The sequence below is a fragment of the Burkholderia sp. 22313 genome, assembly GCF_052045245.1.
Classification (GTDB): Bacteria; Pseudomonadota; Gammaproteobacteria; order Burkholderiales; family Burkholderiaceae; genus Burkholderia.
In genome coordinates this window covers 87,386-108,510 of record NZ_JBQEON010000004.1, presented here as the reverse complement: position 1 = coordinate 108,510, position 21,125 = coordinate 87,386, and the positions used below count along the sequence as shown (strand labels likewise).

Sequence of the window (21,125 nt, the reverse complement as noted above, 5' to 3'; positions counted from 1 at the left end):
GATGGAGAATCTGCAGAGCCGCCTGCTGTCGCACCGGCTGGCATCGGTGATCCGGGATTTCCACCAGCCGGTCATGATCTGGCAGGCGGCGATCCTCGTCGGCGCGCTGTGCTTCGCGTGGGTTGCCGCGCGCTTCGTTCATGGCCGCATCGATGCGCGTCGCCGGGCGGCCGGGCGCGCGCCCGGTGCGGGTGCGCAAAGCCTGAAACGCGCGTTGTTTCCGCTGTTCGGCGGCGTCTTCGTGGGGATCTCGCAGCTCGCGTTCGATCCGTTCATGTCGACGTCGCTGCTGTCGCTCGCGCTCGTGCCGCTGTTCGGCATCGGGCTGATCTACGTGCTGTTCTTCTTTGCGCGGCGCGTATTCGCGCGCGACGGGCACACGCACGCGTGGCTGTCGATCGTCGAGAAGATCGTGTCGACCGTCGTGTGGGTCGCGATGGTGCTGACCGTGCTCGGGATCCAGCGCGACGTGCTCGGCTGGCTCGACAGCGTGCAGTTTCGCGTCGCGAATGCGCACCTGACGCTGCTGTCGGTGATTTCCGGCGCGCTGTGGGTATGCGTGACGCTGATGGTCGCGATGTGGCTCGGTTCGGTGCTCGAGGAGCGCCTGACGCGTGCCGCCACGCTCGATGCGAACCTGAAGGTCGTGCTGTCGCGCGTCGGCCGCGCGCTGCTGGTGTTCGCGGCGATCCTGATCGGGCTGTCGCTCGTCGGCATCGACGTGACGGTGCTCGGCGTGTTCGGCGGCGCGGTGGGTGTCGGCCTCGGTTTCGGGCTGCAGAAGATCGCCAGCAACTACGTGTCGGGCTTCATCATCCTGCTCGATCGCTCGCTGCGGCTCGGCGACGCGATCAGCGTCGGCGGGCTGCAGGGCGTCGTCACGCAGATCCGCACACGCTATACGGTCGTGCGCGGCCTCGACGGCAACGAGACGCTGATCCCGAACGAAAAGCTGATCACCGACGTCGTGCAGAACCAGTCGTCTTACCTGACGCGCGGCTACGCGAAGGTCGCCGTGCAGATCGCCTATACGAGCGACGTCGAGCAGGCGCTCGCGGTGCTGGCGGACGCCGCGAAGGGCGTGCCGCGCGTGCTGGCCGAGCCTGCGCCTGCGCCGTACCTGGTCAACTTCGGCGCGGACGGGATCGATCTCGAGCTCGGCTTCTGGATCGAGGATGCGGCGAAGGGCACGTCGGGCGTGCGTTCGGCCGTGAACCGCAACATCTGGCGGCTGTTCAACGAGCACGGGATCCCGATTCCGTTCCCGCAGCGCGAAGTGCGCGTGGTGGGCCTGCCGGAGGGGTTTGCCGCGACCGGCAAGGTGGCCGAGGGCGTGCCCGTGGCCGGCAACGGGCCGGTCGCGGGGAACGCATCGGCGGCCTAGGCGCGGCGCGGTGGCGCGAATCGGGCAAGGCTGCCGGCCAGAACCGGATCGACGGGCTTTTCCGGTCCGCCGGTGGACTGCCCCCGTTGCGTCATGACAAGAAAATATTCATTTTTTACAAAGACTTGGAACGGTTGAAGTAAAATTCAAGTCTATTCGCGGTATGCTTTCATTTTTCTGACGCCTGCGCGAGCCGGCGTCGCTCTCTCATCACAGGTAACTGCCTTGTTGAATTCCCTGCTCGATTTTCTTTCCCACGGGCTCCTGCATTTTTCGTGGTGGCAGGTCGCGCTGTTCGCGCTGGCCGTCACGCACGTGACGATCATCGGCGTGACGGTCTACCTGCATCGCTGCCAGGCGCACCGCGCGCTGGAGCTGCATCCGATCGCGAGCCACTTCTTCCGCCTGTGGCTGTGGATGACGACCGGCATGCTGACGGGTCAGTGGGCGGCGATCCATCGCAAGCACCATGCGAAGTGCGAGACCGAGGAAGATCCGCACAGCCCGCAGACGCGCGGCATCTGGAAGGTGTTCCTCGAAGGCGCCGAGCTGTATCGCGCGGAAGCGAAGAACGAAGAGACGATGCGCAAGTTTGGCCACGGCACGCCGAACGACTGGCTCGAACGCAATCTGTACTCGAAGTATCCGATTCTCGGCATCAGCATGATGATGGTGATCGACGTCGCGCTGTTCGGCGTGATCGGCCTGACCGTGTGGGCCGTGCAGATGGTCTGGATTCCGTTCTGGGCCGCCGGTGTCGTGAACGGTTTCGGCCACTTCTGGGGCTACCGCAACTTCAACTCGGCCGATGCGAGCACGAACCTGTTCCCGTGGGGCATCGTGATCGGCGGTGAAGAGCTGCACAACAACCACCATACGTTCGCGACGTCGGCGAAGCTGTCGAACAAGTGGTACGAGTTCGACATCGGCTGGATGTATATCCGCATCATGTCGGCATTCGGTCTCGCGAAGGTGAAGAAGGTTGCGCCGACGCCGCGCCTGAACAAGCCGAAGACGGTGCTCGACCAGGAAACGCTGCAGGCCGTGCTGTCGAACCGCTACGAAGTGATGGCGCGTTACGGCAAGGCCGTGAAGCGTGCGTACCGCCAGGAGCTCGCGCACCTGAAGGAACTCGGTTCGAGCGAGAAGTACCAGCTGATGCGCGGTGCGCGCAAGTGGTTCCACAAGGACGCCGACGGCCTCGACGAGCCGCAGAAGAAGATGCTGCCGGAAATCTTCGCGAACAGCCAGAAGCTGCAGACGTACTTCCAGCTGCGCCAGGATCTGGCCGCGATCTGGGATCGCTCGACCGCGTCGCGCGAACAGCTGCTCGCGCAATTGCAGGATTGGTGCCATCGTGCGGAACAAAGCGGGATCAAGGCGCTGCAGGAATTCGCGACACGCCTGCGTCGCTACGCCTGATTCGAAATCGATTAGAATCTCAGGACGTCACAAACCCCGCGTTGGCGGGGTTTTTTTATTTGGACGACCGGTTTTCGAAGGACGACCGGAAGTGCAGGAATTCGTATGAGGCTTGGGGCAGCGGCGCTGACGTGGCGCCCCGGGGCGAGCGTAGAGGATGGGATCGGAGTAAAAGCCAAAGCGCTAACTCCGGTCGACCGCGAAGCATGGGACCGGAGTAAGTGCCAAAGCGCTAACTCCGGTCGACCGCGAAGCATGGGACCGGAGTAAGTGCTAAAGCACTAACTCCGGTCGACAGGAGATATGGGGATGCAATCGACGATCAAATCCGTCGAGTACGACCGGCCGGTCTCGGCAGGGACCGTCTGTGGCGTCGGGCAAGCATGGGCCAAGGTGCCCGATGCACCTTCCGCCGAAGAACGCGCCGCACTGAAGGCGCGCATCAAGGCGCTGCTCGCACGTGAAAAGGCCGTGCTCGTCGCTCACTACTATGTGGATGCCGAACTGCAGGAACTGGCCGACGAAACCGGCGGCTGCGTTGCCGATTCGCTCGAAATGGCCCGCTTCGGCCGTGACCACGACGCGCAGACGCTCGTCGTCGCCGGCGTGCGCTTCATGGGCGAAACCGCGAAGATCCTGAGCCCGACCAAGCGTGTGCTGATGCCCGATCTCGATGCGACCTGCTCGCTCGATCTCGGCTGCCCGGTCGATGAATTCTCCGCGTTCTGCGATGCGCATCCCGACCGCACCGTCGTCGTCTACGCGAACACCAGCGCCGCCGTGAAAGCGCGCGCGGACTGGATGGTCACGTCGTCGATCGGTCTCGAGATCGTCGCCGACCTGCACGCGCGCGGCGAAAAGATCATCTGGGCACCCGATCGCCATCTCGGCAGCTACATCCAGAAGAAAACCGGCGCGGACATGCTGCTGTGGCAGGGCTCGTGCCTCGTCCACGACGAATTCAAGGGCATCGAGCTCGACCTGCTGCGCGCCGAATATCCGGATGCGAAGGTGCTCGTACACCCCGAGTCGCCGGAAAACGTCGTCGCGCAGGCGGACGTCGTCGGCTCGACGACGCAGCTGATCGACGCCGCCGTGAAGCTCGATGCGACGCATTTCATCGTCGCGACCGATCTCGGCATCCTGCACAAGATGCAGCTCGCGGCGCCCGGCAAGACCTTCATCGCCGCGCCGACGGCCGGCAACAGCGCGACCTGCAAGAGCTGCGCGCACTGCCCGTGGATGGCGATGAACGGCCTCGCGAACCTCGCCGACGTGCTCGAGCGCGGTCACAACGAGATCTTCGTCGATCCCGCGATCGGCGTGCGTGCGCGTCTGCCGATCGACCGGATGCTCGATTTCGCAGCGGCGCACAAGAAGCGCGTGCAGGCGAGCGGCGACCTGCAGCGCGACCAGCAACTGTTCGCGAACGTGGGGGCTGCATGACGACTGCAGTGTCTCCGCTGTTCGAAGCCGTCCGCGCACAATACGGCGCGGCATTCGACGAAGCGATCGCGCGCAACGTCGCCGACGCGATCGCTGAAGACGTCGGCACCGGCGACCAGACCGGGCGCCTCGTGCCGGCTGGCGAGCGGCGCCGTGCGCGCATCATCGTCCGCGAAGAGGCGGTGCTGTGCGGCGTGCCGTGGTTCGAGGCCGTGATCGCGCGGATCGATCCGTCGATCGTCGTGCAGTGGCGCTATCGCGAAGGCGACCGGATGACGCCGGATTCGACCGTCTGCGAACTCGAAGGGCCGGCGCGCGCGCTGCTGACGGCCGAGCGCAACGGGCTGAACTTCCTGCAGCTGCTGTCGGGCGTCGCGAGCGCGACGCGCCGTTACGTCGATCGCGTCGAAGGCACGCGCGCGAAGATCCTCGATACACGCAAGACGTTGCCGGGCCTGCGGCTCGCGCAGAAGTACGCGGTGCGCGTCGGCGGCGGCGAGAACCAGCGTCTCGCGCTGTACGACGGCATCCTGATCAAGGAAAACCACATCGCGGCCGCCGGCGGTGTCGGCGAGGCGCTCGATGCGGCGGTCGCGCTCGAGTCGGGCGTGCCGGTGCAGGTCGAAGTCGAGACGCTCGCGCAGCTCGACACGGCGCTCGCGCATGGCGCGCAGTCGGTGCTGCTCGACAACTTCACCCTCGACATGATGCGCGAAGCGGTGCGCGTCGCGTCCGGCAAGGCCGTGCTCGAAGTGTCGGGCGGCGTCAATTTCGATACGGTGCGCACGTTCGCGGAGACGGGCGTCGACCGGATCTCGATCGGCGCGCTGACGAAGGACGTGCGCGCGACCGACTATTCGATGCGAATCGTCGACTGACCGCACGACCTGCCGTCTGACGAAAAAGCCGCTGGCGCGCCAACGCCAGCGGCTTTTTTCATGCGGCGACAGCCGCCGCCGGGAAGGGCGGGCCGGTCAGCGGCGCGAGCGGGGCGTGAGCACGCTCGGCAGCGCCTTCGGCAGCGTGTGCGGCCAGTCGCGGCTGTAGTGCAGCCCGCGGCTTTCGCGGCGCGAGTACGCGCTTTTCACGATCAGCGTTGCGACGTCGACGAGATTGCGCAGTTCGAGCAGGTCGCGCGTCACGCGGAAGTTCGCGTAGTACTCGTGGATCTCGTCGCGCAGCAGCGACAACCGGTGCTTCGCGCGCTCGAGACGCTTGTCGGTGCGCACGATGCCGACGTAGTTCCACATCAGCCGGCGCAGCTCGTCCCAGTTGTGCGCGACGACCACTTCCTCGTCCGCGTCCGATACGCGGCTTTCGTCCCATGCGGGCAGCGTCGCCGGCATTTCGGCGTCGAAGCCGGCCGCTTCGATTGCCTCGGCGGCCGCGCGGCCGATCACGAGACATTCGAGCAGCGAGTTGCTCGCCAGCCGGTTCGCGCCGTGCAGCCCCGTGTACGACGTTTCGCCGACCGCATACAGGCCCGCGAGATCGGTGCGCCCCGCGAGGTCGGTCACGACGCCGCCGCACGTATAGTGCGCGGCCGGCACCACGGGAATCGGCTGCTTCGCGATGTCGATGCCGAATTCGAGGCAGCGCGCGTGGATCGTCGGGAAGTGTTCGCGCAGGAACGCTTCCGGCTGATGGCTGATGTCGAGATACACGCAGTCGATCCCGCGCTTTTTGATCTCGAAATCGATTGCGCGGGCGACGATGTCGCGCGGCGCCAGTTCCGCGCGCGGATCGTGCGCGGGCATGAAGCGCGTGCCGTCCGGCAGCTTCAGCAGGCCGCCTTCGCCGCGCACGGCTTCCGAAATCAGGAACGATTTCGCATACGGATGGAACAGGCAGGTCGGGTGGAACTGGATGAATTCCATGTTCGACACGCGGCAGCCCGCGCGCCACGCCATCGCGATGCCGTCGCCGGTCGCGGTGTCGGGGTTCGTCGTGTACAGGTAGACCTTGCCGGCGCCGCCGGTGGCGAGCACCGTATGCGGTGCCTCGATCGTGATCGTGCGGTCGCTGTCGACGTCGAGCGCATACAGGCCGTGACAGCGGCGGCCGGGCAGGCCGAGCCGGTCCGACGTGATCAGGTCGATCGCATGGTGGTTTTCGAAGAACGTGATGTTCGGATGCTGGCGTGCACGGTCGGACAAGGTCGCGAGCACCGCATGGCCGGTCGCGTCGGCCGCGTGGATGATGCGGCGGTGACTGTGGCCGCCTTCGCGCGTCAGGTGGAAACCGAGTTCGGCTGCATCGTCCTTCGTGAACGGCACGCCCTGCGAGATCAGCCATTCGATCGCTTCGCGGCCGTGTTCGACGATGTAGCGCGTCGCGCCTTCGTCGCACAGCCCGCCGCCGGCGACCAGCGTGTCGTCGACGTGGTTCTCGATGCTGTCCGCCGAGTCGAGGACGGCCGCGATGCCGCCTTGCGCGTTATCGCTCGCCCCCTCCATCATCGAACGTTTCGCGATCAGCGCGACACGTCGCGTGCTGGCCAGGTTCAGTGCGACCGACAGCCCTGCCAGGCCGCTGCCGACGATCGCCACGTCGAATTTCATGCTGCATCTCCATCGTTACGCTTTTGATCTTGCGTTCCGTCGGCCGTGGCCGCGGAAAGGGGAGAGCATACCGCGTCGGGCTCACACGTGCGCGCAAAACAAAAAGCCCCGCATGTGCGGGGCTTTTCGGTCGCCGTCAGGCTGGCAGAAACCGGAGATTACTTGATCTTGGTTTCTTTGTACTCAACGTGCTTGCGGACGACGGGATCGAACTTCTTGATCGCCATCTTTTCCGGCATGTTGCGCTTGTTCTTCGTGGTCGTGTAGAAGTGACCCGTACCAGCGGTCGACTCGAGCTTGATCTTGTCGCGTGCGCCTTTTGCCATGATTGTGCTCCTTGGGCTTAGGCTTCGCCGCGTGCGCGCAGGTCAGCGAGCACGGAATCGATGCCGTTCTTGTCGATCAGGCGCAGGCCGGCGTTCGAGACGCGCAGGCGCACCCAGCGGTTTTCGCTCTCAACCCAGAACCGGCGGTTTTGCAGGTTCGGGAGGAAGCGGCGCTTCGTCTTGTTGTTTGCGTGGGAAACGTTGTTGCCGCTCATCGGCGCTTTCCCAGTTACTTGGCATACGCGTGCCATGAGAGCACTCCTAATACGCTAAATTCGGGGTTCGATCGCCGATGAAGGTTCCATCGCACCGCCACGTGATCCATGGCTGCACTCAGAACGCCGAAGCCCATACAGACAAGGCCCTTCGATGGCTAGAACTGGTTGGAAAAAAGACAGACGACGATTCTAGCAGAAAAAGTTCAGAAAAATCAAACCTAATTTCGCTTCGTCGTTGCGGCGCCCTCGGGGCGAGGTCGCCGGGCCACAGTCTACAGCCATCCGGCGCGCGCGAACGAAAATGTATCGGCGGTGCCGACGACGACGTGGTCGAGCAGCTTTGCATCGACGAGCGCGAGCGCTTCGCGCAGCACCCGCGTGAGCCGGCGGTCTTCCGCGCTCGGCTGCACCGCGCCCGACGGGTGATTGTGCGCGACGATCACCGACGCGGCATTCAGCGTGAGCGCGCGCCGCACGATCTCGCGCGGGTAGACCGCCATCCGGGTGAGCGAGCCGCGTGCGCTTTCCTCCACGTCGATGAGGCCGTGGCGGGCGTCCAGGTACAGCGTGACGAACACCTCGTACGGACGCATGCCGATCCTGAGCCGCAGATAGTCCTCCACCGCGCCCGGCGAGTCGATCGGCATCCGTTCGCGTGCTTTCTCGATCAGCGCGCGCCGCGCAATCTCGGTCACGGCGATCAGCACCGCCGAGCGCGCGGCGCCGATGCCGGGATGCGTGGCAAATACGCCGGGCTCCGCGTCGAGCATGTCGCGCAGCGAGTGGCCGAACCGTGCGAGCAGCGCGCGGGCGCTGTCGAACACGTCGAGGCCGCCGCCGCCGGTGCCGAGCAGCAGCGCGATCAGTTCCGCGTCGGTCAGTGCGGCCGGCCCGCGTTCCAGCAACCGCTCGCGCGGCAGATGCGGTTTCCAGTTTCTCGGGCGCTGCTTGTGCGGCCGGCTGGCGGCTCGCAGGCGGGCCTGGGCGGCCGGGGTGTCCGCGGTGTCGCGACATTCGGTCGCCGGGGCGGCGAGGCAGGATGACGGCATGATTGAAACTCCATTGGCGGCGCGTATGCGCGCGGCGTCGCCGCACTTTCAGCCTTGCGCGCTCAGGTGACTTACAATATTGGCTTTGCGCCGGGCCTTTCGGCCAGTTCGGGCGCCGACGAACACGAGTTATCCATGAGCCTCATCGATCTATCCGAAGTGAAGCCCGGTTCCCATGTCACGCTGCATTACCGGCTTGCACTGGCCGACGGCGCCGACATCGTCAACACCTTCTCCGACAAGCCCGCCACGCTGCTGCTCGGCGCGGGGCAACTGGCACCCTCGCTGGAACAGATTCTGCTCGGGCTTCGGATCGGCGACCATTCGACTTTTCAGCTAACGCCCGAGCAAGGGTTCGGTCCCCGCAATCCCGACATGCTCCAGCGCGTGACGCTGTCGACGCTGCGCGAGAACGGGATGGTCGGCGACGATTTCACGCCGGGCGAACTGATCGAGTTCAACGCGCCGGACGGCGGCCGCTACGCAGGGGTGCTGAAGGAAGTCAGCGAAACCTCGGCGCTGTTCGACTTCAATCATCCGCTCGCGGGCCAAGCGCTCACGTTCGAAGTGAAAATCATCGGAATCCTGTAATCATGAGCACCACCGATACCTTGTCCGGGCAGACTGTCGCCGCCGATGCCGAAATCCTGCTGGCCCAACCGCGCGGCTTCTGCGCGGGGGTCGACCGTGCGATCGAGATCGTCGAGCGCGCGATCGCGATGCACGGTGCGCCGATCTACGTCCGTCACGAGATCGTCCACAACAAGTACGTGGTCGAGGATCTGAAGAAGAAAGGCGCGATTTTCGTCGAGGAACTCGAGGAAGTGCCGGCCGGCAACACCGTGATCTTCAGCGCGCATGGCGTGTCGAAGGCCGTGCGCGACGAGGCGGACGTACGCGGGTTGCGTATTTACGACGCAACCTGTCCGCTCGTCACCAAGGTGCACGTCGAAGTCGCGAAGATGCGCCAGGACGGCGTCGACATCGTGATGATCGGCCACAAGGGCCATCCGGAAGTCGAAGGCACGATGGGGCAGGTCGAGCGCGGCATGCATCTCGTCGAAAGCGTCGAGGACGTGCAGAAGCTCGAGCTTGCCGATCCCGAGCGCATCGCGCTCGTCACGCAGACGACGCTGTCCGTCGACGACGCGGCCGAGATCATCGGCGCGCTGAAGGCGAAGTATCCGAAGATTCGCGAGCCGAAGAAGCAGGACATCTGCTACGCGACGCAGAACCGCCAGGATGCGGTGAAGTTCATGGCGCCGCAGTGCGACGTCGTGATCGTCGTCGGCAGCCCGAACAGCTCGAATTCGAGTCGCCTGCGCGAAGTGGCCGAGAAGCGCGGCGTGGCCGCGTACATGGTCGACGCACCCGACCAGATCGATCCGGCATGGGTCGCGGGCAAGCGCCGCATCGGCGTGACGGCCGGCGCATCGGCACCGGAGGTGCTCGCCCAGGCCGTGATCGCGCGGTTGCGCGAGCTCGGCGTGCGCAATGTGCGTGCACTCGACGGCATCGAGGAAAACGTGTCGTTTCCGCTGCCGCGCGGGCTGAATCTGCCGCCCGCCGCCTGATTGCCGCATTGCACCTGCGGTACCCCGAAGCGCGCCTCCCGGCGCGTTTTTTTTGCGCTGCGAAAATGCGATCGCAACCATTAATCACATTAATGGTGCAACCAGGTTGCTATGTCCGCGCTTAACCGTCTCTCAAAATTGGTTGCAATGCAGGAAAACCCCATCGAATCAGGATTATTGGCGTCCTATAAATGGAGTTACAATGCGCCCGTTTTCAAGGCGGAATGGCTTTGAAACCGGGTTTTGGCAAGGCGCGGGAGACCTATTCGATGCATGTGAAGTTGGCTTACGCCAAGTCCGTCGCCGCACCGGTTGCAATGGTTGCCGGATGCAGCAAAAAGAGCGACGACGGGGCGGGCAGGGAGGCTGCGCCACGCGCAGTACCGGCGGCCAGCGACGTGCGCGCCGCCGGAACCGGTCGTGCGGCGCCGTCGGTGTGCCGCATTGCGCAATCGGACAGAGACAAGGATAACGGGGCACGTTTGGCGATCGAGGAATTCAACGCGCAGCGCTCGACGATCGGCATGCAGGCGGCACGGCGGGCAGCGCTCGCCGGCGGCGTGGCGATCGACCGGGCGACGGGCACGCAGGTTGCCCTGCAACGAGCCGCCGATCGCGATGCGGCAGCAGCAGGGCGCGTGGAACCACGGACGCCCGGGTTTCGGGGCAACGCAGGCAACGTGCAGATGTCACTGATCCCCTTTCATTTCGATTCGACGAAGCAGCGTGTCGCCGCGACCCATCGCGTCGCGGTGGGCGGTGTGCTTCGATTCACGAATTCCGACGCAGTCCTGACGAAAGTCGGGTGCCACCTTCGCGATGCCGGCTCCGGCGTCGCGCGGGCGGCGGCGGACGTCCCGCTTGCCACGCAGGCGACGGCGTCCGGCATCGGAGCGCAAACCCTTGGCGACAATGGCATGTGCGCCGCCAAGGTGGTCGAGCCCGCGGGCGACGCGGTGCGGAACCTGATCTGTCCGGACGCGGGGTTCGCCCCGGCCCGGACGGAAAAAGGCATGGATTCCGGAACCCCGGAAGCCGGCCGTTTCGGCACGCTGCCCTACGACTTCAAGGAGGCCAAGACCACCGTCCTCGATGTCGTGACGATTTAGCGACGGGACTCATGATGGCACCGGAACAGTGCGGTGCCGTTTTTGTATCCGCTCCGGCGGCAGGTCCGGCCGTACAGGCCGGGCGGCGCGCGCCGGGACGATCCACCCTTACCGGTATCGACTAGTACCCGCAGTGTCGCCGAGAAGGCGCGATTCCTCGCTTACCCGCGGGGCGCAACGTCCTCCGGCAGCATGGGCCAAGGAGCTTTAAATGGATATTTTCGTCCAGCAGATCCTCAACGGGCTGGTGCTCGGCAGTGTGTACGCCATCATCGCGTTGGGCTACACGATGGTGTACGGCATTCTCGGCATCATCAACTTCGCGCACGGCGACGTGCTGATGATCGGTGCGATGGTCGCCCTGTCGGCGATCACCGTGCTGCAGAATCACTTCCCCGGACTCGGCAACGTCGCGACGCTGACGATCGGCCTTGGCATTGCGGCGGTCGTCTGTGCGTTCGTCGGCTTCGCGATCGAGCGCGTCGCGTACCGGCCGCTGCGCCGCGCGCCGCGCCTCGCCCCGCTGATCACCGCGATCGGCGTGTCGATCCTGCTGCAGACGGCCGCGATGATCATCTGGTCGCGCAACCCGCTGCCGTTCCCGCAATTGCTGCCGACCGATCCGATCAACGTGATCAAGGCGACCGACACGACGCCCGGCGCCGTGATCTCGGTCACTGAAATCGTGATCATCGCGGTGGCGTTCCTCGTGATGGCCGGCCTCTTGCTGCTCGTCCACAAGACGAAGCTCGGCCGCGCGATGCGTGCGATCGCCGAAAGCCCGAACACCGCGAGCCTGATGGGCGTGAACCCGAACTTCGTGATCTCGGCGACGTTCATGATCGGTTCCGCGCTGGCCGCGCTGGCCGGCGTGATGATCGCGTCCGAGTACGGCAACGTGCACTTCTACATGGGCTTCATCCCCGGCATGAAGGCATTCACGGCGGCGGTGCTCGGCGGGATCGGCAACCTCGGCGGCGCGATGGTCGGCGGCGTGCTGCTCGGCCTGATCGAGCAACTCGGCGCGGGTTACATCGGCAACCTCACGGGTGGCGTATTCGGCAGTAACTACCAGGACGTGTTCGCCTTCATCGTGCTGATCATCGTGCTGGTGTTCCGTCCGTCGGGCCTGCTGGGCGAACGTGTCGCGGACCGCGCGTAACGGAAGGGAGCAAACAACATGACATCCATTCAACCGATCGAATCCTCGACGTCGCTCGTCGAAGAGCGCAACACGACCAAGACCGTCATCATCGGCATCCTGACCGCGGCCTTCGTGATCGCGGCGCCGATCATCATCGGCTCGGCCGGCGGCAACTACTGGGTCCGCGTGCTCGACTTCGCGATGCTGTACGTGATGCTCGCACTCGGCCTGAACGTCGTGGTCGGCTTCGCCGGCCTGCTCGACCTCGGCTATATCGCGTTCTACGCGGTGGGCGCATACACGGCGGCTTTGCTGAGCTCGCCGCACCTGAGCTCGCAATTCGAGTGGATCGCGGCGCTCGCGCCGAACGGATTGCACTTCCCGTTCTTCGTCATCGTGCCGATCGCGATGGCGCTGGCGGCGACCTTCGGGATCCTGCTCGGCGCGCCGACGCTACGCCTGCGCGGCGACTACCTGGCGATCGTGACGCTCGGCTTCGGTGAAATCGTCCGGATCTTCATGAACAACCTCGACCGTCCGGTGAACATCACCAACGGCCCGAAGGGGATCACGGGCATCGATCCGGTGCACATCGGCGACTTCAGCCTCGCGCAGACGCACTCGCTGTTCGGGATCCAGCTGCCGTCGGTCTACATGTACTACTACCTGTTCGTGCTGTGCTCGCTGCTGGTGATCTGGGTGTGTACGCGCCTGCAGCACTCGCGTATCGGCCGTGCATGGGCGGCGATCCGCGAAGACGAGATCGCGGCGAAGGCGATGGGCATCAACACCCGCAACGTGAAGCTGCTCGCATTCGCGATGGGCGCGTCGTTCGGCGGCCTGTCGGGCGCGATGTTCGGATCGTTCCAGGGCTTCGTGTCGCCGGAATCGTTCACGTTCTGGGAATCGATCGTCGTGCTGGCCTGCGTGGTGCTCGGCGGCATGGGCCACATCCCGGGCGTGATCCTGGGTGCGGTGCTGCTCGCGATCTTCCCGGAATTCCTGCGCTCGACGATGAGCCCGCTGCAGCATGCGCTGTTCGGTCATGACATCGTCGATACGGAAGTGATCCGTCAGGCGCTGTACGGCCTCGCGATGGTGGTCATCATGCTGTACCGCTCGGAAGGCTTGTGGCCGGCGGCGAAGCATGAGGACAAGATCGCGAAACTGGCGAAGCGCGCCAGCAAGAAGCCGGTGCGCGCCTAACCTACGGACACAGGGGATACACATATGAGCGACAAGCAAATCCGACTGTCCGTGCAGGGCGTGAACAAACGCTTCGGCGGCCTGCAGGCACTGTCTGACGTCGGCCTGCAGATCCGCGAAGGCGAGATCTACGGCCTGATCGGCCCGAACGGCGCCGGCAAGACCACGTTCTTCAACGTGATCACGGGCCTCTACACGCCGGACTCCGGCGACTTCAAGCTGGACGGCACGAACTACACGCCGACGGCCGTGCACCAGGTTGCGAAGGCCGGCATCGCGCGCACGTTCCAGAACATCCGCCTGTTCGGCGGGATGACCGCGCTGGAAAACGTGATGGTGGGCCGCCACGTGCGCACCAAGCACGGCTTGCTCGGCGCGGTGTTCCAGACGCCGGCCGAACGCCAGGAAGAGCGCGAGATCAAGGAACGCGCGATCGAGCTGCTCGACTACGTCGGCGTGCTGCAGTATGCGGACTACACGTCGCGCAACCTGTCGTACGGCCACCAGCGCCGCCTGGAAATCGCGCGCGCACTGGCAACCGACCCGAAGCTGCTCGCGCTCGACGAGCCGGCGGCCGGGATGAACGCGACCGAGAAGGTCGAACTCACGCGCCTGCTCGACAAGATCCGCTCGGACGGCCGCACGATCCTGCTGATCGAGCACGACGTGAAGCTCGTGATGGGTCTGTGCAACCGGATGACGGTGCTCGATTACGGCAAGGTGATCGCCGAGGGTCTGCCGCAGGACGTGCAGAAGAATCCGAAGGTGATTGAGGCATATCTCGGCGCAGGGGTGCACTGATGGCAGCGGCAATGTTGAAAATCAAGGGCTTGCAGGTCAACTACGGCGGCATCCAGGCCGTCAAGGGCGTTGACATGGAAGTCCGCCAGGGCGAGCTCGTCACGCTGATCGGCGCGAACGGTGCCGGCAAGACCACGACGATGAAGGCGATCACGGGTCTGAAGGCGTACTCGGCGGGCGACATCGAGTACGACGGCAAGTCGATCAAGGGCGTGCCGTCGCACGAGCTGCTCAAGCGCGGCCTCGCGATGGTGCCGGAAGGCCGCGGGATCTTCGCGCGGATGTCGATCATCGAGAACATGCAGATGGGCGCGTACCTGCGCAACGACAACGAGCAGATCAAGAAGGACGTCGACCGGATGTTCGGCTTCTTCCCGCGCCTGAAGGAGCGTGCGACGCAGCTCGCGGGCACGCTGTCGGGCGGGGAGCAGCAGATGCTGGCGATGTCGCGCGCGATTCTCTCCAAGCCGAAGCTGCTGCTGCTCGACGAGCCGTCGATGGGGCTGTCGCCGATCATGGTCGAGAAGATCTTCGAAGTGGTGCGCGAGATCTCGAAGGAGGGCATCACGGTGCTGCTGGTCGAGCAGAACGCGCGTCTCGCGCTGCAGGCCGCCGACCGCGGTTACGTGATGGATTCCGGCACGGTCACGATGGAAGGCGACGCGAAGCAGATGCTCGACGATCCGAAGGTGCGTGCCGCGTATCTGGGCGAGTGAATGAGCGGGCCCGGTGCGGCGCGACGGCGGATGCCGGCGTGCCGCGCAAGGGCTTTCGAAAGGCTGTCACGGGATGCCGTGGCAGCTTTTTTTTTCGTGCGGCGCGCGCGGCAGCGAACTGTGCGTGCGGATCCGACTCCATTCATTCGACCGTGACGCCGATCATGCGGTGCGAGATGCCGTAGCGTGAAGGCGTCCGCAACCGGCCGTCCGCATCCGGCCGACCGCAACCGGCCGACCGCAAACCGACACGCGGGCTGCGTAGCATGGTCGATCCATCGGGACACGGAGAGCACGCATGAGTCTGGACTACGGTTTCGTGAAGGCGAAGGTGACGTCGGTGGCGCAGCTGAAGGGCTCGCCGCACGGCCGCGAAATCCAGTATCACATCCACCTGACGCTCGCGTTGCCGACCGGCGACTGGGACGTCGCGATCAACGTCGGCACCAACGACGCGGACGACCTGCTGAACTACAAGCTCGTCTACGATTTCCATCATCCGGTCACGGCGGCGCTCGCGGCCGCGGCCGAAGGCTATACGGATCTGACCGGGCAAACGGCACTGCCGGCACTCGACTATCTGCGCAGCGACATCCTGAACGAGACGGGTGCGTGGCGCGCGAGCGCGGTCATGGACGGCACCGAGAACGCGGAGCCGATCCCGTCGCTGCTGCGGCTCGTCAATGCCGCGCAGTCGCAGGGGCTCGACGTCGTCGTGTTCGGCCGCACGTATCGGCAAGGCAACGGCATTCACGACACCCACATGAACCAGGGTTCGACGGGCTCGAACTACCTGCATCGCGTGGGCGACGACCACAACGATCACAACGACGTGTGGCAGGACGGTGCGCTGATCGTGCGCGTGAACGACACGCAATGGGCCGCGTATTTCGCCGCGTTCGAGCAGCAGGCCGTGCCGACCGACGCGCTCGGCAATCCGCTGCCGGGTGCGGGGCCGATCACGCGCTGAGGGCGGCGGCTGCCGGCGGCGTCAGGTGGCCGGCAGGGTCTTGCCGAACGAGATGCGTTCCTCGACGCGATAGCCGAGCGCCGAGTAGAAGCGGCACGCATCGTCGTTGCCAGGCAGTACCTGCAGATTGATCTTCAGGCAGCCGCGCGCGGCGAGCGCGCGTTCCGCATGCGCGATCAGCGCGCGGCCGATGCCGAGCCGCCGCGCATCGTTCGACACGCCGAACGAGTAGAGCCAGCCGCGATGTCCGTCGAAACCCGCCATCAGCGTGCCGACCACCCGCGCGTCGCAGGTCGCGACGAAGAACAGCTCCGGCTGCGTCGCGAGCTTCAGCTCGATCGATCGCAGCGGATCGCGGTGCGGCGGCGCGCCGGCTTCGTCGTACTGCGGGAACGCGTCGCGCCAGACGGCCAGCACGGCATCGGTGTCGGCGCGTTCGAACGGGCGGATCGCGACAGCATCGGCGGTGGCATCCATCGCGGCGGTCTCCTTACAGCGTGTCGAGAATCGACCGCAGCATCGCCATCATCTGGTCGATTTCCTCGGTCGTCACGTTCAGCGCGGGCATGAAGCGCAGCAGGTTCGGGCGCGCCGCATTCAGCAGCAGGCCGTCGGGCTGCATGTCGCGCGCCTTCTCGACGATCTGCGGGCCGATGTCCTTGCCGAGCAGCAGCGCGCGCAGCAGGCCTTCGCCGCGTTCGCCCTCGAAGCCGCGCTCCTCCGACAGTTCGAGCAGCTTGCGCTTCAGATACTCGCTGCGCGCACGCACGCCTTCGAGGAAGCCGGGTGCGACGAGTTGCGAGATCACCGAATAGCCGGCCGCCGTCATCAGCGGGTTGCCGTTGTACGTGCCGCCCTGGTCGCCGGCCTCGAACACCGCGACGTCGGCCTTCGACAGCAGCGCGCCGAGCGGTGCGCCGCCGCCGATGCCTTTCGCGAGCGTCATGACGTCCGGCTCGATGCCGGACAGCTCGTACGCGAACAGCGTGCCCGCGCGGCCGCAACCGCTTTGCACTTCGTCGACGATCAGCAGCAGATTGTGCTGCTTCGTCAGCGCGCGCAGCGCCTGCATGAATTCACGCGTTGCCGGAATCACGCCGCCTTCGCCCTGGATCGGCTCGAGCATCACCGCGACGGTCTTGTCGGTGATCAGCTTCTCGACCGAGTTGATGTCGTTCAGCTCGGCCTTCGGGAAGCCCGGCACCTGCGGCGCGTAGATCGTGTCCCAGCCCGGCTTGCCGCTGGCCGACATCGTGGCGAGCGTGCGGCCGTGGAAGCTGTGGTCGAACGTGATGATCTCGTATGCGCCGTTCTTGAACTTGCGGCCCCACTTGCGCGCGAGCTTGATCGCGCCTTCGTTCGCTTCGGCGCCGCTGTTCGTGAAGAACACCTTGTCGAACACGCTGTGCTGCGTGAGCAGGCCCGCGAGCTTTGCCATCGGTTCGTTGTAGAACGCGGGCGACGGGTTCAGCAGCTTCTCGGCCTGCGTCTTCAGCGCTTCGACGATGCCGTCGTTGCAGTGGCCAAGGCTGTTGACGGCCCAGCCCTGGATGAAGTCCAGATAGCGCTTGCCCGTGTGATCGTAGAGCCACGAACCCTTGCCGTGCGTAAACACGATGTCGGGGCGGTTCGTGATGTACATCAGCGAGTCGATCGGGTAATCGTTCAGGGGCATGGCAGCAGACTCCAGCGGGCGTTGAAAGGGAAACGGGCAATAAAAAAGCCACGGAAGGCCGTGGCTGGTGGGTCGAACAGCTTGTGCGTAACCGGTGAAGCGGAGGAGGGTTACGCGCGAGTCCGTGACGAGCCGGCGGCATCCGGGCGGAGCGGCGAGCGGCGACGTCGGAGAGCGGACAGGAAGCGGTTCATGTGCGCAAGCATAAGGCATCCCGCGCCCCACTGTAAACCGCCGCGATGCCACGGATGTGACACGGCGGCGCGCAGCGGGGGACGCGGGCGCGCCCGGTGCTCAGACCGGATGCGCGAGATCGGCGGCGCTCGTGAACGAGTCCGCGTAGAACTCGTCGGCCGGCAGCGCGTGGTGCTGCGTGAAGTCGCGCTGCGCGGATTCGACCATCACCGGCGCGCCGCATGCGTACACCTGGTGGCCCGACAGATCGGGCAGATCCTCGATCACCGCGCGGTGGACGAAGCCGGTGCGGCCGGTCCACTGATCGGCGCCGTCCGGCTCGGACAGCACCGGCACGTACTTGAAGTTCGGGATCTCGCGCGCCCACTGCTCGGCGAGCTCGCCGAGGTAGATGTCCTTCTTGCGGCGCGCGCCCCAGTAGAGCGTCATCGGACGCGTGATGCCCGAATGCTTCACGTGCTCGATGATCGCCTTGATCGGCGCGAAGCCCGTGCCCGATGCGAGCAGCACGATCGGCTTGTCGGAATCCTCGCGCAGGAAGAACGTGCCGAGCGGGCCTTCGAAACGCAGGATGTCGCGCTCCTTCATCGCACCGAACACATGGTCGGTGAACTTGCCGCCCGGCATGTGGCGAATGTGCAGCTCGATCGGGCCTTCCTCGTGCGGCGCATTCGCCATCGAGTAGCTGCGGCGCGAGCCGTCCTTCAGGATGAACTCGACGTACTGGCCGGCGAGGTATTGCAGGCGTTCGTTGGCGGGCAACTGCAGCTTCACGACCATCACGTCGTCGGCCTTGCGTTCGAGTGTCGCGATCCGGCACGGCAGCTTCTTCACTTGCACGCCGTCGACGCCGGCGATTTCGCGCACGTCGATCTCGAGGTCGCATTGCGCCTTCGAGCAGCACAGCAGCGCGAGGCCGCGCGTGCGTTCATCGTTGGACAGTGCCGACGCGGCATGCGGGCCCTGTTCGATCTGGCCCGACACGATCTGGCCCTTGCAGGAGCCGCACGCGCCGTTCTTGCATCCGTACGGCAGATGGACGTTCTGGCGCAGCGCGGCTGCCAGCACGGTTTCGTCCGATTCGACCTGGAACTGCCGGCCGCTTTGCTTGAGAGTAACGTTGAATGCCATAGAACCAAATAGAACAAAATGTGGGGACCGTGCATCTCACGCACGGCAGCTACAATGCAAACCCGTTGCGCGCCGCGCAACGGTGGCTACTGACTTCGCAACCAACATGATCGCGACTCGAATCCTGCGCCGGCCGCGCGCCCTGATCGTCGGCTGCGGCGACGTCGGCCTGCGCTGCGTTGCGCAATGGCGCGCCGCGCGCCGCAACCTGCGCATCGTCGCGCTGACGAGCCATCCGGGCCGCTGCGACGAACTGCGCGCGGCAGGCGCGACGCCGATCGTCGGCAACCTCGATCGCCGGGCGACGCTCGGACGAATCGCGGGGCTCGCGCGTACGATCCTGCATCTCGCGCCGCCGCAATCCGACGGCCGCGACGATCGCCGCACGCGTGCGCTGATCGCCGCATTGTCCGTGCCTGCAAGGCGACCGGCCGCACCGCCGGTGGCGTCGGTCGGCCGGCTGCGCTCGCTGCGCGCCGCGACCCGACAGGCCGGCGCGCCGGCTCGGGCAGCGCGTATTGTACCCGACGCCCTTCGCGCGCCGACGCTCGTCTACGCCAGTACGACGGGCGTATACGGCGATTGCGGCGGGGCGCGAATCGACGAAACGCAGCCGCTGCGACCCGCGAATCCGCGTGCGTTCCGGCGCGTGTCGGCCGAGCGTCAGTTGCGGGCGGCGACGGTGCGCGGCGTGCTGTCCGCGCGCATCGTGCGCATTCCTGGCATCTATGCGGCGAACCGGCTGCCGCTCGCGCGGCTCGAGCGCGGCACGCCGGCGCTCGACGCGGCCGACGACGTCTACACGAACCACATCCATGCGGACGACCTCGCGGCGATCCTGCGGCGCGCAGCGATGCGCGGCAAGCCGGCGCGCGCCGTGCACGCGTCGGACGACAGCGAACTGCGGATGGGAGAGTATTTCGACCGGGTCGCGCAGGTGTTCGGCCTGCCGCCGCCGCCGCGCATCAGCCGGGCAGACGCCGAGCATCGGCTCGAGCCGACGCTCCTGTCGTTCATGCGCGAGTCGCGGCGCCTGTCCAATGCACGGCTCAAGGCCGAATTGTGCGTGACGTTGCGCTATCCGACCGTAGACGAATTCCTTCAAACGCTCGCGCCGGGCGGCGCGTCAGGTCAACGCGGGTAACGCCTCGATCAGCAGGAAGCACAGCAGTGCGCCGATCAGCGCGCCGATCAGATTCGGATGATATTTGTGCTTCATGTGCATCGTGGCCAGCAGCGCGCCGATCACGATGACGCCCACGACCGCGAACGCGATCGTCACGTACGACAGTTCGAACGAATGGTCGATGTTCATGATGTCCCCCCTGCATCGCTGCTCGTGCAGCTTGTGATTTCAGTATAGCGGGGGAACATGGGGCCGCGATGCGGCCCGGCACCGAACGGTCGTGCGGATTTTCCCTTACAGGGTTTTGACGGGATGGCGCAGGGTTGCAAGGTCGCCTTCCCCGAGCCATCTCCACTCGCCCGGCGCCAGGTCGTCCGGCAGCGTGAAGCCGCCGATGCTTTCGCGGTGCAGCGCCTCGACGCGGTTGCTGGCGGCCGCGACCATGCGTTTCACCTGATGATATTTGCCTTCGAGGACGGTCAGCGCGAGCGCGTGCGTGCCGCGCGCATCGGCGGCGACCGCCGCGATCGGCTTCGGCTCGCCGTGAAGCTGCACGCCGGCGCGTAGCGTATCCAGCTGGGTGTCGTCGAGCGGGTGGCGCACGGTCGCGACGTAGGTCTTCGGTACCTTGCGCTTCGGCGACGTGTACGCGTGCACGAACTGGCCGTCGTCGGACAGCAGCAGGAGGCCCGTCGTGTCCTGGTCCAGGCGGCCGACGCACTGCACGCCGCGCGCGACGAGCGGCGCGGGCAGCAGGCTGAACACGCTCGCGTGGTGTTGCGGCTCGCGCGAACACTCGTAGCCGGCCGGCTTGTTGAGCGCGAGATACGCGCGGGCGTGGAACGGCCACGCGGTGTCGTCGACCGTGAACACGAGGCCGCCGGTATCGAACGACGCGTCGGGGTCGGTCGTGCTCGCGCCCGCGACGGTGACGCGGCCCGTTTCGATCAGGCCGCGGCACTGGCGGCGCGAGCCGAAGCCCTGCGTGTAGAGAATGCTTTCGAGATCCATAGCGCGCGCATTCTATCAAGCGGCGGGCCGGTACCGGCACGAACCCGCCCGCGCTGGTAAG

General features: G+C 65.7%; 22 protein-coding genes. 13 read left to right on the top strand and 9 right to left on the bottom strand.

The genetic code is table 11. From position 1 onward, the window contains the following. The first annotated feature begins 1 nt into the window (after position 1). From ACTJKF_RS05345 to nadC, 4 genes are all read left to right on the top strand, one after another. Positions 2–1,384 (top strand): mechanosensitive ion channel family protein, encoded by a 1,383-nt coding sequence (locus tag ACTJKF_RS05345; RefSeq protein ID WP_440622524.1) that lies wholly within the window; start codon positions 2–4, stop codon positions 1,382–1,384. Positions 1,385–1,609: 225 nt separating this feature from the next. Next, positions 1,610–2,806, top strand: coding sequence for a DesA family fatty acid desaturase (locus ACTJKF_RS05340; RefSeq protein ID WP_440622523.1), 1,197 nt, complete (start codon positions 1,610–1,612; stop codon positions 2,804–2,806). Between the two features lie 309 nt (positions 2,807–3,115). Further along, the gene (nadA, locus tag ACTJKF_RS05335) at positions 3,116–4,252 is read left to right on the top strand and encodes a quinolinate synthase NadA (RefSeq protein ID WP_440622522.1); all 1,137 of its coding nucleotides are present in this window, start codon (positions 3,116–3,118) and stop codon (positions 4,250–4,252) included. Continuing rightward, a complete protein-coding gene (gene nadC / locus ACTJKF_RS05330; RefSeq protein ID WP_440622521.1) occupies positions 4,249–5,130 on the top strand; it encodes a carboxylating nicotinate-nucleotide diphosphorylase in 882 nt (293 codons plus the stop codon). The genes nadA and nadC overlap by 4 nt, the downstream gene beginning before the upstream one ends. A 96-nt stretch (positions 5,131–5,226) precedes the next feature. Here nadC and nadB read toward each other — a convergent pair whose 3' ends face one another. The 4 genes from nadB to radC all read right to left on the bottom strand — a co-directional run bounded on the left by nadB (position 5,227) and on the right by radC (position 8,406). Continuing rightward, positions 5,227–6,813, bottom strand: coding sequence for an L-aspartate oxidase (gene nadB, locus ACTJKF_RS05325; RefSeq protein ID WP_440622520.1), 1,587 nt, complete (start codon positions 6,811–6,813; stop codon positions 5,227–5,229). A gap of 158 nt (positions 6,814–6,971) precedes the next feature. Beyond that, complete coding sequence (gene rpmG / locus ACTJKF_RS05320; protein ID WP_006478046.1) at positions 6,972–7,139, bottom strand: 50S ribosomal protein L33; 168 nt, start codon at positions 7,137–7,139, stop codon at positions 6,972–6,974. A gap of 17 nt (positions 7,140–7,156) precedes the next feature. Further along, positions 7,157–7,390: a 50S ribosomal protein L28 gene (gene rpmB / locus ACTJKF_RS05315; RefSeq protein ID WP_004186391.1), complete on the bottom strand. Its 234-nt coding sequence runs from the start codon at positions 7,388–7,390 to the stop codon at positions 7,157–7,159. Between the two features lie 239 nt (positions 7,391–7,629). Continuing rightward, on the bottom strand, positions 7,630–8,406 hold the full coding sequence (radC, locus tag ACTJKF_RS05310; RefSeq protein ID WP_440622519.1) for a RadC family protein: 777 nt from the start codon (positions 8,404–8,406) through the stop codon (positions 7,630–7,632). A gap of 135 nt (positions 8,407–8,541) precedes the next feature. On the opposite strand from radC, the gene ACTJKF_RS05305 reads away from it, so the two are divergent. The 8 genes from ACTJKF_RS05305 to ACTJKF_RS05270 all read left to right on the top strand — a co-directional run bounded on the left by ACTJKF_RS05305 (position 8,542) and on the right by ACTJKF_RS05270 (position 15,926). Beyond that, on the top strand, positions 8,542–8,997 hold the full coding sequence (locus ACTJKF_RS05305) for an FKBP-type peptidyl-prolyl cis-trans isomerase (RefSeq protein WP_440622640.1): 456 nt from the start codon (positions 8,542–8,544) through the stop codon (positions 8,995–8,997). Positions 8,998–8,999: 2 nt separating this feature from the next. Further along, on the top strand, positions 9,000–9,980 hold the full coding sequence (gene ispH / locus ACTJKF_RS05300; protein ID WP_006488968.1) for a 4-hydroxy-3-methylbut-2-enyl diphosphate reductase: 981 nt from the start codon (positions 9,000–9,002) through the stop codon (positions 9,978–9,980). A gap of 269 nt (positions 9,981–10,249) precedes the next feature. Then, positions 10,250–11,089, top strand: coding sequence for a branched-chain amino acid ABC transporter (locus tag ACTJKF_RS05295; protein ID WP_440622639.1), 840 nt, complete (start codon positions 10,250–10,252; stop codon positions 11,087–11,089). A gap of 211 nt (positions 11,090–11,300) precedes the next feature. After that, the gene (locus tag ACTJKF_RS05290; protein ID WP_440622518.1) at positions 11,301–12,251 is read left to right on the top strand and encodes a branched-chain amino acid ABC transporter permease; all 951 of its coding nucleotides are present in this window, start codon (positions 11,301–11,303) and stop codon (positions 12,249–12,251) included. 18 nt (positions 12,252–12,269) lie between these two features. Continuing rightward, complete coding sequence (locus ACTJKF_RS05285) at positions 12,270–13,439, top strand: ABC transporter permease subunit (protein WP_440622517.1); 1,170 nt, start codon at positions 12,270–12,272, stop codon at positions 13,437–13,439. 24 nt (positions 13,440–13,463) lie between these two features. Beyond that, positions 13,464–14,240, top strand: coding sequence for an ABC transporter ATP-binding protein (locus ACTJKF_RS05280; protein ID WP_440622516.1), 777 nt, complete (start codon positions 13,464–13,466; stop codon positions 14,238–14,240). After that, positions 14,240–14,956, top strand: a complete 717-nt coding sequence (locus ACTJKF_RS05275; RefSeq protein ID WP_124827341.1) for an ABC transporter ATP-binding protein — start codon at positions 14,240–14,242, stop codon at positions 14,954–14,956. The genes ACTJKF_RS05280 and ACTJKF_RS05275 overlap by 1 nt, the downstream gene beginning before the upstream one ends. Before the next feature lie 298 nt (positions 14,957–15,254). Next, positions 15,255–15,926 (top strand): DUF2278 family protein, encoded by a 672-nt coding sequence (locus ACTJKF_RS05270; protein WP_440622515.1) that lies wholly within the window; start codon positions 15,255–15,257, stop codon positions 15,924–15,926. 21 nt (positions 15,927–15,947) lie between these two features. Here ACTJKF_RS05270 and ACTJKF_RS05265 read toward each other — a convergent pair whose 3' ends face one another. The 3 genes from ACTJKF_RS05265 to ACTJKF_RS05255 form a co-directional block, all read right to left on the bottom strand. Next, positions 15,948–16,403 carry a GNAT family acetyltransferase gene (locus tag ACTJKF_RS05265; RefSeq protein WP_440622514.1) on the bottom strand — a complete coding sequence of 152 codons (456 nt, stop codon included), beginning with the start codon at positions 16,401–16,403 and terminating at the stop codon, positions 15,948–15,950. A 13-nt stretch (positions 16,404–16,416) separates the two neighbouring features. Next, the gene (locus tag ACTJKF_RS05260) at positions 16,417–17,601 is read right to left on the bottom strand and encodes an acetylornithine transaminase (protein ID WP_440622513.1); all 1,185 of its coding nucleotides are present in this window, start codon (positions 17,599–17,601) and stop codon (positions 16,417–16,419) included. Between the two features lie 294 nt (positions 17,602–17,895). After that, positions 17,896–18,927, bottom strand: coding sequence for a CDP-6-deoxy-delta-3,4-glucoseen reductase (locus ACTJKF_RS05255; protein WP_440622512.1), 1,032 nt, complete (start codon positions 18,925–18,927; stop codon positions 17,896–17,898). A gap of 106 nt (positions 18,928–19,033) precedes the next feature. Between ACTJKF_RS05255 and ACTJKF_RS05250 the strand changes: the two genes are divergently transcribed. Further along, positions 19,034–20,071 (top strand): NAD-dependent epimerase/dehydratase family protein, encoded by a 1,038-nt coding sequence (locus tag ACTJKF_RS05250; protein ID WP_440622511.1) that lies wholly within the window; start codon positions 19,034–19,036, stop codon positions 20,069–20,071. On the opposite strand, the gene ACTJKF_RS05245 is transcribed toward ACTJKF_RS05250, so the two are convergent. Then, entirely contained in the window at positions 20,054–20,242 is a 189-nt protein-coding gene (locus ACTJKF_RS05245; protein WP_440622510.1) for a hypothetical protein, read from the bottom strand. The genes ACTJKF_RS05250 and ACTJKF_RS05245 overlap by 18 nt on opposite strands. A gap of 105 nt (positions 20,243–20,347) precedes the next feature. Further along, on the bottom strand, positions 20,348–21,064 hold the full coding sequence (locus tag ACTJKF_RS05240; RefSeq protein WP_440622509.1) for a pseudouridine synthase: 717 nt from the start codon (positions 21,062–21,064) through the stop codon (positions 20,348–20,350). Positions 21,065–21,125 lie beyond the last annotated feature (61 nt).